The sequence below is a fragment of the Pseudoalteromonas sp. NSLLW218 genome, from assembly GCF_015864775.1.
Taxonomy (GTDB): Bacteria; Pseudomonadota; Gammaproteobacteria; order Enterobacterales; family Alteromonadaceae; genus Pseudoalteromonas.
In genome coordinates, this window is record NZ_JADYWO010000008.1 from 142,930 (window position 1) to 158,120 (window position 15,191).

Genomic DNA, 15,191 nt, shown 5'->3' on the forward strand with positions numbered 1-15,191 from the left:
TTTATATTCTGCTGCTACCTAAACAAAAAAGCGAAGATGCCTTAAAGGCTCTTCGCTTTTTTGTTTAAAGTTATAAATAGAGTTTATAACTTTTTTAATAAATTAAGAGATTAGTCTTAACCCTATCATTATCAGCATAACCACATTAGCAAGCACCCCTATTAAAAAGAAGTAACTACGTGGGCTTGGGTTTTTCTCTGTTGCGATAGCATAGTACAGCACCATATGGATTAAGCGCGCAATTAAGTACACCCAAACACACATTGCAAAAATAGGGCTCTGTAAATTAATTACAAACGCAAATAAAACAGTACCTATAAATAACGCGCTGTTTTCAAGCGTATTATGAAACGTACGATGCGCTCTAAATATAAAACTGTCGTGCGATAAATCATCGCTAATTTTACCTGGTACAGCATTAGGCTCTTTAGCTTTGCTAAACGTAGCGACCGCCCACTGTACAAGCAACATAATTAAATAGAGGTAAAATGCCAAATAGGCCGAAAGTGCAACTTCTGTCATTATTAAGTTCCCTGTTTTGTTTTTTAACTTAGTTAGGGGAGCAATTTCAAAGCCAAAGTTAATACCTTGATATTTGAAGGATTAATTTTTTTCAGCCCAATCACATATGTAAGTAACTCACAGCGTTGTATAAAATTTACTTGTTATGATTTTAAAAACCACATCAAAACTGAGCTATATACAGTTGGGTTTACTCCGATCTAAAAAGCTTAAATTCTTCAAACGAAGCATCCCACAATACAACTTGGTTACGACCCAAAGACTTAGCTTCATAAAGAGCTAAATCGGCCTGTTCAATTAACTCAGAAGGAGTTCTGGCTTTAAATTTGATTGAAGTAACCCCAAAACTACACGTAACAGGAATCTCATCAAAGATTGCTTTTTCTACTTTAATTCGAATTGCCTCAGCAATCCGAATTGCTTGCTCTTGAGTTGTATTGGGTAAAATAATACAAAACTCTTCGCCACCAAAACGAGCAACACGATCACTTTTACGTATATTGGCTTGTAACAGCTCAGCCACGCCACAAAGTACAGTGTCGCCAATGCTATGCCCATAAGTATCATTAACACTTTTAAAATGATCGATATCGACCATTAAAATACAATATTCTTCAATCTGAGGTAAATTCAAAAAGTCACGATTCATAACCTCAAATAAAATGCGGCGGTTATAACAATTGGTCAAAGGATCTCTTGCAGCCAAATAGTCCAACTCTTCATTACGTTTTTTAGAAGCAATAAAACTTCTATAAACTAGTAAAACAATAGCTAAACAAGCAGCTAATAAAAATGCGAGCGCAATACTCGCGTATTTGTTTTTTGCAAGCTCTAGCTCTGATATAACCCTAGCTTGGTCAGATATTTCAATTTCATTGTTTTTCTTTTCAAGCTCAAGTTGATGGAGTTTTTCTTTTTCTCTCAAGGTCTCCAGCTCTGTTTCCATCTTGTGAGAATGCAAATGTGCTTTTTCAAGAGCAAGCTTATTTTCGTCTCTTTCGTTTTGAAGAATTTCGGTCAGGGCTATTTCTTCTTCCGCGTAACGAAGTGACTCGTCTATGCGCCCACGCAGCTTTTCGGCTATTCGAATTTCACGATAAGCGTATAGCATATGTAACTTATCATCTAACTGCGTTGATAAAGCGAGTGATCTTTTAAGTAAGATAATCGCCTCATTTGTATCAATTCCAATTAAAATCGCGGCTAACGCTGTTAGCGACTTTATTTCATAAAGTTTATTACCCGTTACTCTCGCTACCGATAATGACTCTTTATAATACTCAATAGCCTTATTTTTATCCCCATGAGCGCGATAAATATTAGCAATAATCCGCGACGTTATGGAAATGTAAGACTTAAGGTTTTCAGCTTTATAAGTTACGTAAGCTTTTTGTGCAAATTTCATCGCCGAATCTAAGTCGCCAGATTCATAGTTAATAACAGCCATCTCTCTCAAAGCCGTTGCCAGCGTTTTTTCCTCAACCATACCTTCTGGTAAATCAATGGTTATTTGATAAAAAAGCTCGGCCTGATCAAATTGCTTTAATCGCGTATATAGCAGTCCCATTTGGTTCGATGTTTTAGCAATCCCAAGCACGTTATTTACTTTTTTATAATATAAATATGCCTTATTTACATGCTCGAGTGATTTTTCGTAAAGGTTAATATGACGATAAATAATACCCGCACCTAATAATGCTTTAGCCAAGCCAACAGGATCGTCAATTTTTTTATGTATTTCTAATGCGCGAGTGGAGTAATCAAGGGCTAAAACTAAATTATCTAAATAACGCTGCGCTTCTGCTAGTGTATTTAATGTGCGCGCCATCAACTTTAAATCACCTAAATTGGTGTATATCCCTAAAGCTTTGGTATAAAAATAAGCCGTTTGCTCTCTATTTTTAAGCCGTTTATACGACTGAGCTAATTTTTTATATGTTTCACCTAACTTTTTTTGTACAGATTCATCCTCATCAACGAGATACTTTAAAGCAGATGAGTATTGTGCGTTTGCATCAATATATTTTTTTTGGTCATAAAACGAATCCCCTTTAGTAAGAAGTACTTGCGCTATAAAAAACTCATCGCCATATACAAGTGTTGTAGGTAACAAAGTTTCAATGCTTGAAGCAAGCTCGTCATATCGTTTTTCATCTAATAATATTTTTATATAATTAATAGAGGCTTTTATTTGGTTATTAGCATCATTTAACTTGCTGTAATAAACAGAGGATTGTGAATAGTGATGAAGCGATTCATTAATATTATTATTTTTTTTATTCGCTTTACCTAACAAGTTATGCAACTTTGCACTGAGTAATGTGTCATCGGCACTCTGCGCTTGTGACAACAATTCCTTACTAAGTTCGATACTTGTTATGACGTCAGTATCCATAAGTAATTCGGCTCTTTTTAGTAGCCCTTCGCTGGATTCGTTGATCAAACTGTATGAGGTGGTTTCTTGCGCGTAAGCGCTGCTTAAGCTAATAAACAAAGCACAAAGCAAAGCTTTTACTAAAAATTTAGAATTATAAATTCGATTTACGAATAAACAGTGTACTTGCGAAATTAAGTCCATCTTTCGCGTGTGATACGAGTGAGTGTAAAATTCCATATTTACCATTTTAGTGATTTGTTATTAATTTAATGCAAAAATTCTGGCGATAAAATATACACATAAAGACTGCAGGTCAAGTTTCGCTGCAATATGGATAATTGCTAATTTATGATTTTAGCATAATTATGCATATCGCAACTTAATTCTTTTTTTAGCTTAATCGTGCGCTGTAAGTTATTAGATGAGAAAACCTAGCTTCTCAGTTTAAGGGTAACCAATACAACACCGTGGTCGGTAGTTAAATCATCACGTTCGTACTCAGGGTTTATTAAGTGCCTATCGTAAGTGTTATAATTACTGACTTCAAAAAAGCTGTCATCGTAACTAGCGTCAAACTCACACGACAATAAAATGTAATCAAGCACAGAGCTGCTTGCGCCGTAGTAATGTGTTGGCGCCCTTAACAGTGCTGGCTTTGTTATGTTTATATTTTTTACTTGGCTTTTATCCGCTGAATCAGCAATCTCGCTGTTACTACTATCACAATCGCTTTGTACATCGTTTGTTATTGCTTCATCGCTAGAAACCTCAACAATACTTAGCTGCGACTTAACAAACAGATCCCATGAATCATTTAAACAATATTTAGCGAGGTAGGTTTTAGCGTCAAACGCAGGAGCAAAGCGTAATGTATTTGTGAGTAAATGGCTTAATACGCCATCCGCAAGTTCATTATTAAAGTCCCCCATTAATAGCATGGGTTGCTGCGTAGCTTCACGGCGAGTAATCATTTGTATCATTAGTAATGTGGCTTCACTGCCACGCTGAATAGTTGAGCCCCACCCGCCCGCTACATTCGCTTTTAAAATCTTAATTATGTTTTGCTCAGGTGCAAGCTCTTTATTGTGTTCATCAACTTCAATCATTGAGCGCTTAGATTTAAAATGCACCACATAACAATCAGTATTGCCTATGTGCGGTAAAGTAACGGTCGCTCTTAATACCTTACGACTAAAAGTAAACTCACTATTAAGGCCAAGCGTACTTGCAAGCTCACTATCGTGTTCAACCGCTGTTACTTCAACTATGGGATATTTAGAGGCAATCGCTACGACGGGGCGTCTATAAATAAAATCATCAATTACCTCTGGCGTATCAACTACTGCAAAGTAGTTATAGCCTTGATCAGCAACTAGCTCTTTTAACGAATCAATACTAAACACTTCCTGAAAACCAATTACATCAGGCGCATGCTGCGTTAAGTAATCAGTAATCCAACGCTGCTTTTTAGCCCACTGCTGCGCGGTATAAATTTTCTCAAACTCATAGTATGCATTGGGTGGCTCAAGGTAATTAAACAGGTTAAATGTGGCTATTTTTAGTTCAGTATTAGTAATAACAGATTCTTTACTGTTTAAATCAGTATCTAACTGTTTAATATATTGATTGCTGATGGGTATCGCCTAAGTAAAATTGAAAGTCTAGCTTGCTTATAAACTATCATTTTATTACATGTTTACGTAATAAATCAGCCAGCTTAATTATAATTTTATACACTTTTTTATTCTATACCAATCCGCAATAATACTTAATCATTTTGCGGGGCTAAACGTGTCGCTACCTGTGTTAAAAAATTCTCATTTACGACTGCATGGATGCAGAAGGTAGAGCAATGCAGGAGCAATTGCCGAGAACAACTAAATAGCGATTTTTTTGCCTAGCTATCAACACGTTTTTCCATCCTCAAAATAGATCACTTAATTAAGCGAATTGGTATTAGTCTTTATTATATCCCTCAATAAATAGCATTAACGTGCTTAACCAGATAAAATTCGCGGCAATTAAATATGAGCGAAGTGAAGTTGTCATGAGTAGAAAGATTGAACTATTAGCCCCAGGCGGTGATGTAAACGCGGTAAAAGCCGCCATTGTAGCCGGTGCTAATGCGGTTTATTGTGGGTTAGATACCTTTAATGCACGTAACCGAGCGTCTAATCTTTCGTTTGATGAGCTTAACGGCGCACTTCGCTTAGCCCACGAATACGGCTGTGAGATTTTTTTAACGCTTAACGTGGTAATATTAGAGCACGAAATGGGTGCGCTATTTAAGCTGTTAAATCAGCTAGTAAATACAACTCTTGATGGCATAATTGTGCAAGATTTAGGGTTGTTCAACATTGTTAAAAAACACTTTCCTACTTTGCATATTCACGCATCAACGCAGTTAACTACGCATAACGAATCGCAAGTTGAGTTTTTAGCGCGCATTGGCGCTACGCGTGTAAATTTATCGCGCGAGCTTAACTTAACTGAAATTAAAATATTGACCGACGTAGCGCACAAATGCGACGTACTAACCGAAGTGTTTGTACATGGCGCATTATGTATTGCGTTTTCAGGGCAATGTTATTCAAGCTCAGTAAGTGTAGGTAACTCGGGTAATCGTGGTCGCTGCTCGCAAGCATGTCGTGATGAATATGAGCCAACGGCAATGGGTAACAAACACCCATTAAACTTAAAAGATAACTCAGCTTATTTTGACCTACCAGAGCTGGTAGCCGCAGGCGTTGATTCGTTAAAAGTAGAAGGCCGAATTAAAGGCGCTAACTACGTACATACGGTTATTGACAGCTGGCGCAAACAAATAGATACCTTTGTACAAACCGGTAACTTAATTGAAGACGACTCAAGCTTATATAAAGTGTTTAACCGTAACTTTACTAATAAGTTTTTAACCGGTGACATGACCAAAAACATGTTTACCGACAATCCGCGAGACCATAGCTTTGATCACGCTAACGAAAAAAACAACGCGATTTCGGTAGTGCAAATTTACGATGCGCAACAAGAGCTTTCTACCCAAAAAAGTGAAATTGATTCGTTAGTTAAAAAGAAAATTGAGTTTTTAGATATTTCAAAGCGCGAGCTTTCATTAGAATTTACAGGGCAATTAAATCAGCCATTCACTGTAAACATAATTATTGAAGATAAAAACGATATTACGCTTTCAAATAAAAACGCAAAAGAGCCTCTACGCTTTGAAGTTCAATCGCAAATGCCTATGCAAATAGCCGACAAATCAGTTGTTGATATTGCTGCCATTGATAAGCGCTTTAAAACGTTTAGTAATGCCAATTTTGAAATTAAAAATATGGATTACACAAACCTCGGCGACAACTTAAGCATTCCGTTTAAAGAGCTAGCGCGTATTAAAAAGCAAGTCGCTTTTTTATTAAACGAAGGGAAAGACGTTATAGCGCCAGTTGAATTACCTAAACTAGTGAATCACGAAAAAGCCGAAAATATAATTACACTTTCTATTTTAATATCGGACATAAAAGACGCTCACTTATGTAATTTAACAGCTGGTGACGTTTACTTTAAATTACCTGAGAGCTTTAGAACCGATAACGATAAATACATAAATGTATTTTTAGAACACCCGCAGTTAATTCCGTGGTTTCCAGCTGTACTAATTGGTAAAGATTTTGAAGAAGCTGTACGTTTACTCGAGGTTGTAAAACCTAAACTTATTATTAGTAATAACACAGGCGTAGCATACAAAGCAGTGCAAATGGGTATTGACTGGATTGCAGGCCCGTTATTAAACACCACAAACTCTTATGCATTATTAACGCTACAAGAGGATTTAAATGCTAAAGGCGCGTTTATTTCAAACGAGATTAACAAACAGCAAATGCGCAGTATTAAACGCCCTAACAACTTTAAAATGATGTACAGCATTTATCATCCAATACTAATGATGACCAGCCGTCAGTGTTTTTTCCAGCAAACCGTAGGCTGTAAAAAACCACGTATTGACGCAAGCTGTATGCTGAGCTGTAAAAAAGAAACAACCGTTACCAATGTTAAAGGCATTAGCTTTGCCATTGATAAACAAAAAGGCGGTTACCCGAGCATTTATAACCATGAGCAATTTTTAAATATGGATATTGTGACCGATTATGCCGACAAGTTTGACGAGTTTATGATTGATTTAACCGACATTGGCTCAGGCGATAAAGAAAAGCTAGATAAAGCCGTGTTACTTGCCCATTTTCAAGATTTAATTAGTGGGCAAACACACGCGGCCGATCAGTTAAATCACATGGTAAAAGTAAAAACACGTCAGCAATATGTTGAAGGCTTAAATAGCTAAGGTAAGTAAACATGACATTGCCATTATTATATTCATTACAACACTGCCCATACGCAATGCGTGCACGAATGGGTATTTTAATGGCAGAGCAACACGTGCTCCTACGCGCTATAAAAACTAAAAACAAACCACCGCATCTTTTGAAAATATCACCAAAAGGCACGGTGCCTGTTTTATTACTGCCGGATAATCAAGTAATAGATGAAAGCCTAGACATTATGCTCTGGGCATTAGAGCAAAATGACCCGCATAATTTACTGCATACTCAAAACCCATTAGCACTTGAGCGCATGCTTGAATTAATTAAGTTAAACGACACACAATTTAAACCAGTGCTCGAAAAGTACAAATTTTACGCTCGCACAAAAGACATGGCACAAATTTATTACCAAAAAGCCTGCGAAGAGTTTATTAAGCAATTTGAAGCAAAACTAACCACGCATAAATACTTAATGGGCAATGAAAAAAGCCTAGCCGATTATGCCCTGCTACCATTTATTAGACAGTTTGCCCGTGTAGATAAACACTGGTACTTGCAAAGTGAATACACGCATGTGCGCGCATGGTTAAACGAATTTTTACACGCCCCCATGTTTACCAAAGTTATGACCAAATTTGATTTGTATATGGACTGTGGCGAAGAGTTTTTATACGGCGTTAAAAAGCCTTAACTTAGCCTTTGTTTTATAAGAAATTACATTGTCATAGCCAACTACAAAGCTAAGTATTGAATTATTCTCATCATCGGATTTAAGCCCTATATTTACGTTATACTGCCCTCCCCATTATTAACAAACGCTATGCATTATGAACTACTCAAACTTTGGTACTAAATTTACACAACCCAACGGCATTACTCAATTAATGGAAGACTTAGGTGGTGCTAAAAACAGCAACAATCCTAATATTGTTATGCTGGGTGGCGGTAATCCCGCACTAGTACCACAAGTAAATGAGGTTTTTTTAAGTGAATTACAAAAACTCGTTGCCAGTAACAAGGTATCGCAGGTATTTGGCCTTTACGACGGCCCAACCGGTAACGACGAGTTTAGAGCGGCATTAGCAGGCCAGCTAAGTAAAGAGTATGCATGGGATATTAGCGCCGATAACATAGCACTTGGTAATGGCAGCCAAGCTAACTTTTTTGTGCTGTTTAATATGTTGGCAGGCGAAATGCCGGATGGCAGCCATAAAAAGATTTTATTCCCCCTTGCGCCAGAGTACATAGGTTATGCCGATCAAGGTTTATCGGCTGATATGTTTGTTGCCATAAAGCCTGATATCGAAATTTTAAATACAGGTAGTGCATCAAAACAGTTTAAATACGTCATTGATTTTAAAGCAGTTGAAAAAGTACTAGCAAATGACAGCAGCATAAGCGCACTGTGCGTATCACGCCCTACCAATCCAACGGGTAATGTAATTACTGACGATGAAGTAAAACACCTTGATTTACTTGCTAAGCAATATGGCATTCCACTCATTATTGATAACGCGTACGGCGACCCGTTCCCAGGTTGTATTTACACTGACGCAAACCTAACGTGGAACTCAAATATTATATTATGTATGTCGCTTTCAAAACTGGGCCTACCGGGTTTACGAAGCGGTATTGTGGTTGCCAATAATGAGATTATTAAAGCAATTGGCCGCGTAAATGGCAGCATGGTTTTATCGCCAAACAGTATTGGCCCAAGCTTAGTGACACGCTTAATTAACGACAACGAACTACTCCCACTGTGCCGTAATGTTGTCCTGCCTTTTTATCGTAATAAGGCACACATAGCGATTGACTTGTTTGATGAAGTATTTGCCGAGCTGCCTGTTTATTTGCACAAAGTTGAAGGTGCATTTTTTATGTGGCTGTGGTTTAAAGACGCAAAAATGACAAGCGAGGTGTTATATCAAAAGCTTAAAGAGCAAGACGTGTATGTGATCCCTGGTCACAACTTTTTTATCGGCATTGACGACAGCTGGGCACACAAACACGAGTGTATTCGTATTAACTATGCTACCGATGCAAGTACACTAAAAAAAGGCTTAGAAGCAATCAAAGCACTAATAAAGTAAATGCATTGATATTGTTATTAATAGCAATATCGGCATTCGTCATTTAACTTGCGTCGCTTATACATTCTCTTGTAATTTACTGCATAAAATATTGTGCTTTTTTATGCGGTAAACATTAACTAAATTTTGAGACTTCGCGTGTAACCTCTACTCGCACCACTTATTCGTTTAAAATTTATGCAAACGCATTGTATCCCCTTTAAATTTATATATAAATTGGTATCCTACGCGACCTTTTTTAGCATATGCTGGTAAAAAAGAACCAGCCAAGAGGCGACATCGCTGCAGGGCACTTAATCTAAGTGGCAGCAATAACACAACAGGCATCGCGTATAAATATCAGTTTTAAACGTTAGATGTAACTTTAAATAGCAACATGCAATAGCACTATTAAGGTCAATTATGCGATTAGGACCAGGACTACTCGTCACCGCTGCCTTCATTGGACCAGGGACCATTACTACCGCCAGCGTGGCAGGTGCAAACTTTGGTTTTGCACTTATATGGACGTTACTGTTTTCAGTAATTGCCACTATATTATTACAATCCATGGCGGCGCGCCTTGGCGTTACTACCGGGCAAGATTTAGCACAAGCTCTTAGAGCTAATATTCAAACGCCTTTATTTAAATCCTTGGCGATATTTTTAGTTATTAGCGCCATTGGCGTAGGCAGTGCAGCTTATGAAGCGGGTAACTTAAGTGGCGCTAGCATGGGGTTAATTGAAATATTCCCTCAAATTAACTCCCAACTATGGACACCACTTATTGCTTTTTTAAGTGCTGCTTTACTGTATAGCGGCAAACATAAAGTGGTTGAAAACGCGCTAATTTTACTCGTTATTTTAATGAGTTTAGTGTTTATCTCAACACTTGTAATGGCTGCCCCTTCGCTCGCTGATGTATTTGCTGGTTTTATCCCTAGTATGCCTGAAGGTTCTATTACAACTATATTGGCATTAGTCGGTACGACCATTGTGCCGTACAACTTATTTTTACACTCCGGCGTGCTCGCTGCCAGACACGACAGTAGCAGCGATATGCAAAAAATGATTAAAGAAACAAATGTTGATACAGGCCTATCAATCACCTTAGGCGGTGTCATCACGTTAGCTATTTTATCTACTGCTTCAGTTGCATTTTATGGTACGGATGCGGGGCAAATTAGTGCGGCTAACATGGCCGTGCAACTAGAGCCATTACTTGGCGATGCCGCTCATTACTTTTTTGCTATTGGCTTGTTTGCAGCAGGTTTAACAAGCGCGATTACAGCGCCACTTGCCGGTGCTTACGCCGTATGTGGCATGTTAGGTTGGTCAAACGATATGGGTAACTTACGCTTTAAAGGCGTTGCTATTATTATTTTATTGTTTGGTGCTGCGGTGGCCTCATTAGGTTTAGACCCAGTAGCGGTGATTATATTCGCACAAGCGGCTAACGGGTTATTACTCCCTATTGTTAGCACCTACCTTGTATGGCTGGTTAATCAAAAAGGGGTTATGGGAAACTACACTAACTCTTTGGTTTTAAACCTAGTCACCCTACCCGTTTTAATCCTAATTTTTGGGCTAAGTAGCTACAAACTAATTAGTTTAATTTTTTAATTAAACTCTAAAAACCATATTTAAAGGCCGCTGTTTACAATAAACAGCGGCCTTTATTTGTTAATCATCAAATAACGTATCAACCGTACTTATATTCACACATCAACACGCTTTTTGGGTTTTAGCTGCCTTAAATAATTGCGAAAACGCAAAACCACCTACCGCGCCTGCGAGCAATTGAGCATAAAAACCCCAGCCCCTTGCGCCCGCTATAATATGAATATTCATAATTGATTCAATGGCAATTAACACAATAGAAAATGCCACAATGCCAGCAATAACAAATAGCTGAGTACTGTATTTTTGAACCTTTTTATTAAGCTTTGTTGTAGTAAAAAAAGCGATGGCAAGTGCCACAGCAATAATAGCCCCGTAGGTAGGTAATAGGCCTAGCCAATCATCAAGCGTTAAACTAGCCCGATCACTAAAGCCCACCACTACACCTACATTAACTAATTCATTGACAACGTATTGGCTATGAAACAAGCTAGCAAGTGTGAATGTAAGTAACCAAGAAACTAAAAATGAAGGCAATATACGTGTTAAAAACGACATGGTTATCTCAACTTAAAATAAAGCTTTTCTCTTATACTAGTTATGCTAGCAAAGGCTTGCTCCGTAAACAATGTATCTCTTTTTTTACTTTGCTTTCGCTTTTTTCGTTTTCTGTTAATGCACAAGCCGCATTACCAAAGGAGCAATACAGTACACAAACACTGGCTACGCAATTACAGTCTCCGTGGAGCATGATTGAACTACCAAACGGCACATGGTTAATTACAGAGCGTGATGGTCACGTAGTTATAGTTAAAAACAATGCGCAATCAAGAGTAAAATTAAACCTAACAGGTTTATACGTTGCAGGCCAAGGTGGTTTACTCGACATTGTATTATCACCAGATTATAACGACTCCAAAGAAGTTATTTTTACTTATGCCCAAGGTGATGCAAGCGCAAACAGGCTTGTTGTTGCCAAAGCCACGTTTAATGGCAATAGCTTTTCAAAGCCTGACGTTATTTATAAAGTAGCAACTGATAAAAATACACCACAACATTACGCTGGTCGCACCCTCGTATTACCCGATAGCACATTATTAATTTCAACGGGTGATGGCTTTGACTTTAGAGAGCAAGCACAGGTTATAACAAGCCAACTTGGTAAAATATTACGTATAAACCTAGATGGCACCACCCCAACAGACAACCCATTTATTAATCACGAAAACCAAAATGCACATGCTGTTTACTCACTTGGTCACCGTAACCCTCAAGGCTTAGTTTATGATTACGATACGCAGCAAATTGTTAGCAACGAACACGGCCCTGCAGGCGGTGACGAGCTAAACTACTTAACCGCTGGCACTAATTACGGATGGCCGGTAATCACCTACGGTAAAGATTACTCGCAAGCGCGTATTTCACCATTTACCGAATATAAAGGCATGCAAAAACCAAGTGTTAATTGGACGCCATCAATAGCGCCATCAGGCATGGCGTATTACGGCTCTAAACATGCAGCTTTTCCTTCATTACAACAACATGTACTAATCACAACACTCGTCGATAAAAAGCTCTACAGCGTTAATCTTGCCAGTGGTGAATTTACACAGTCTCACGTGTTTCCAGAGGCCGCAGGCAGGTTAAGAGATGTGTTTATAACTGATAAAGGTAACGTCGCGGTATTAACAGACGGTAAAGAGGCAAAGCTAATGTTGATGACAGCAAACTAATTCATAAAGGGGATAAAAGCCGCTGCGCTTTTAAAGTAAGTAGCGGCGTTAAATAAGCCACTTTGGTTAATTAAGTAATTTTATCAGTAAGATCAGGGGTTAACCCCTTTAGTTTTAAGATTAAGGTGAGCGTCTTTATTATGTTATTAATAACGTTCTTGTCTCCAATTCCCTTTGCATATACTTACTGTGCTTGTTATTTACCCGATTCTAATTGCTGTCTCAATAATTCAATAAGTTGAGTGTTAAGCCCGGTAATTTCTGCTTCTAGTAACCTCACTTTAGCCTGCGACTCTTCATCATCTTTACTGCGTAATAATGCAGTTTCCTGTAATAGTTTTTCTATCTTTTCTTGTATTTCAGCAATCTGTTCATCAATAGGATCTTCTTCTGATTGTGATGCCTGACTTGCATCTTCATTGCCTGATAATTTACGTAACGCTTCACGATTTTGATCTTCCAGACTTTTTTCTTTTCCTTCTTCAGATATATCCACTTGGTCACTTTGAACCGCTGCTTTGTGCATAGTAGCTTTTTCGGTTACTTCATCAGCTACCACCTTTAAAGTTTGTTTTTGCGGGTAAGTTTCTAAAGGTTTAGAGGTTATGTGAACTGACATTTTATCCATTTTAATATTCCTTGTTCCGTCAATTATTGGCGAGAAGTAGTTTACTATAAATATAATGCTTTACTAAAAGCCAAGTGTAATAGCCCTTGTTTGATTCTTCATTAGATTACACTTTACTCACAAACTTGCCCATTGTTGTTTTAAACCAACAAAGTGAACAATACCAAAAAATAAACAAATAATAGAACTCCAAACCCAAAACTCAGGCGAACGCCCCATAGGGTTATTTATTAAAAAAAATCCAGTAACACCTCGGGCTAAATAAATAAAAGTTATTAATACAAGAGCTAGGCGGATGAATGGAAGTTTAAAAATAACACCTGCGGCTGAAAATGCATACAATGACCAAGTTGATAGAATCAGAACAATTACACTAGTAATAAGAGTTGGTTGAATACTTCCTTGCTCAGAAAGTAATGCCATTTGCTCTCCTGCACCGAAGAACCGATACCAAGAACCTCCAAAATAGATACAACCTAAATGCAAAGTTGCTACAACAGCACTTAATGTACCTGCAATTATTAGAAAAACATTCATAGAGCGATAAAACCCCCGTGAGACATAACGAGCCTATAAATTAGCTGGTTTATTTATCTTGATAAACAAACCATAGCCGGGTTTTTATCTGGGTACAATCGATTGTTGAATGTTTACGCGTGATATCAAAGTCCGCATTGGTGAATTTATGCAGTCTCACGTATTCCCTGAGGCCGCAATGCGATTAAGAGATGTGTTTGTTACAACTGAGGAAGATGCAAAGCTTATGTTGGTGATACCGAATTAATTTGCATGAAATAACCAATAATAAAACCTAAAGGCAAAAAGAAAGACCTTACCTCTACTCTTACTACATTAGCTTCTATTTCCAAGACGGCTTAACCCGCAAGCTAAATTAATCTATAAATTTAATTTTAGACCTCTATAGCTTTTAGCTTTTTTCATCATACTTAAAGTAAGAATTAAACGTATTTACATTTTTAGAACAGCTTTAGGGTAGTAAAACTTGTTCAAATAACAACTCATCTGACCACTTTTAAAGCAAACAAACCAAATATTTAAATATTATATTGATTTACACTTAGGTGATTGTAAAATATCGTCTTTCTTAAGTTACCCACTTAAGAACAAGATAAATTTAAAAGGAAAATTTAGTGAAAAATAAGATAATATTAGCTTTTAGTTTTTTAGTTTTAGCTGGCTGTGCTTCCACTACCCCTACAAGAACAACAGAACAAGCCTACATGGTAATAGATGTTAAAGGCGATGCTACTATCAGAGATAATTTGTTAGATACTATTGTTGAAACTGCTCAAAGTAGTATGAGTAGTCTTTCAGTCAACCGAGGAATCCCACCTTCATCACTGCCAGAAACGGCTTCAAGATTTGAGCTAGTCAGCCCATTTGAAAATACACAATTAGGTGGGCTAGTAAGTGGATTCTCTGCTTTATCACAAGCCTCTGGCGGGGCAACTATGAAAATCCCACAGTGTAAAGACCCTCTACTTACAATGAAGTCAGATAAATCTGCAAGTGGTTGGAGTGAAAGAACGACATTTTTCATATGTGTTGTACAATATCAAAAAGGGTTTCAAGTTGATGTATACACGACCTTTGAACAACAAACTGGTGGCATATCTGTTAATGCACTTAGCCAAAGTTTAGTTCGCTCTATTGCAGGAGATACGAGTCAGAATATCCCTACTACGATGGTTAAAATAAAAGATTCATTAGCTAGCTTAAACGCAGAAGTAAAAGTTATTGATAGTTATATACCAAGTAAGTGGAAGGGTCTCTTCGCGGATGATACTAAGACACTCTCAGAGTAATAAATAAGTAAGTAATATTTATTATTAGTAAAATCGGGGCTTTTGTTGAGCCCCAATTTTAACTTAAAGCTTCACCTCACCCTCGACACGGAGACTT

13 protein-coding genes are annotated in these 15,191 nt (G+C 37.6%); 7 read left to right on the forward strand and 6 right to left on the reverse strand.

The genetic code is table 11. From position 1 onward, the window contains the following. Positions 1–102: 102 nt before the first annotated feature. The 3 genes from I6E80_RS13800 to I6E80_RS13810 form a co-directional block, all read right to left on the reverse strand. Positions 103–522, reverse strand: coding sequence for an MAPEG family protein (locus tag I6E80_RS13800; RefSeq protein WP_024600439.1), 420 nt, complete (start codon positions 520–522; stop codon positions 103–105). A 190-nt stretch (positions 523–712) separates the two neighbouring features. Beyond that, entirely contained in the window at positions 713–2,917 is a 2,205-nt protein-coding gene (locus I6E80_RS13805) for a tetratricopeptide repeat-containing diguanylate cyclase (RefSeq protein WP_231616793.1), read from the reverse strand. Between the two features lie 413 nt (positions 2,918–3,330). Beyond that, complete coding sequence (locus tag I6E80_RS13810; protein WP_197185849.1) at positions 3,331–4,440, reverse strand: endonuclease/exonuclease/phosphatase family protein; 1,110 nt, start codon at positions 4,438–4,440, stop codon at positions 3,331–3,333. Between the two features lie 506 nt (positions 4,441–4,946). Between I6E80_RS13810 and I6E80_RS13815 the strand changes: the two genes are divergently transcribed. From I6E80_RS13815 to I6E80_RS13830, 4 genes are all read left to right on the forward strand, one after another. Further along, complete coding sequence (locus I6E80_RS13815; RefSeq protein ID WP_197185770.1) at positions 4,947–7,238, forward strand: peptidase U32 family protein; 2,292 nt, start codon at positions 4,947–4,949, stop codon at positions 7,236–7,238. Between the two features lie 11 nt (positions 7,239–7,249). Next, complete coding sequence (locus I6E80_RS13820; RefSeq protein WP_197185771.1) at positions 7,250–7,909, forward strand: glutathione S-transferase; 660 nt, start codon at positions 7,250–7,252, stop codon at positions 7,907–7,909. A gap of 136 nt (positions 7,910–8,045) precedes the next feature. Continuing rightward, positions 8,046–9,308 carry a valine--pyruvate transaminase gene (locus I6E80_RS13825; RefSeq protein ID WP_197185772.1) on the forward strand — a complete coding sequence of 421 codons (1,263 nt, stop codon included), beginning with the start codon at positions 8,046–8,048 and terminating at the stop codon, positions 9,306–9,308. A gap of 402 nt (positions 9,309–9,710) precedes the next feature. Continuing rightward, complete coding sequence (locus I6E80_RS13830) at positions 9,711–10,910, forward strand: Nramp family divalent metal transporter (RefSeq protein ID WP_197185773.1); 1,200 nt, start codon at positions 9,711–9,713, stop codon at positions 10,908–10,910. A gap of 102 nt (positions 10,911–11,012) precedes the next feature. On the opposite strand, the gene I6E80_RS13835 is transcribed toward I6E80_RS13830, so the two are convergent. Continuing rightward, entirely contained in the window at positions 11,013–11,465 is a 453-nt protein-coding gene (locus I6E80_RS13835) for a hypothetical protein (protein WP_170070805.1), read from the reverse strand. Here I6E80_RS13835 and I6E80_RS13840 point away from each other — a divergent pair. Next, positions 11,450–12,640, forward strand: a complete 1,191-nt coding sequence (locus I6E80_RS13840) for a PQQ-dependent sugar dehydrogenase (RefSeq protein ID WP_197185774.1) — start codon at positions 11,450–11,452, stop codon at positions 12,638–12,640. The genes I6E80_RS13835 and I6E80_RS13840 overlap by 16 nt on opposite strands. 196 nt (positions 12,641–12,836) lie before the next feature. Here I6E80_RS13840 and I6E80_RS13845 read toward each other — a convergent pair whose 3' ends face one another. Together I6E80_RS13845 and I6E80_RS13850 are read right to left on the reverse strand one after the other, a co-directional pair. Then, the gene (locus I6E80_RS13845) at positions 12,837–13,268 is read right to left on the reverse strand and encodes a hypothetical protein (protein ID WP_197185775.1); all 432 of its coding nucleotides are present in this window, start codon (positions 13,266–13,268) and stop codon (positions 12,837–12,839) included. 117 nt (positions 13,269–13,385) lie between these two features. Then, positions 13,386–13,805 (reverse strand): hypothetical protein, encoded by a 420-nt coding sequence (locus I6E80_RS13850; RefSeq protein WP_170070802.1) that lies wholly within the window; start codon positions 13,803–13,805, stop codon positions 13,386–13,388. Positions 13,806–13,914: 109 nt separating this feature from the next. Here I6E80_RS13850 and I6E80_RS13855 point away from each other — a divergent pair, with 109 nt between their 5' ends. Together I6E80_RS13855 and I6E80_RS13860 are read left to right on the forward strand one after the other, a co-directional pair. Further along, complete coding sequence (locus I6E80_RS13855; protein WP_197185776.1) at positions 13,915–14,052, forward strand: hypothetical protein; 138 nt, start codon at positions 13,915–13,917, stop codon at positions 14,050–14,052. Between the two features lie 457 nt (positions 14,053–14,509). Next, positions 14,510–15,094: a hypothetical protein gene (locus I6E80_RS13860; protein ID WP_197185777.1), complete on the forward strand. Its 585-nt coding sequence runs from the start codon at positions 14,510–14,512 to the stop codon at positions 15,092–15,094. The last annotated feature ends 97 nt before the right edge of the window (positions 15,095–15,191 follow it).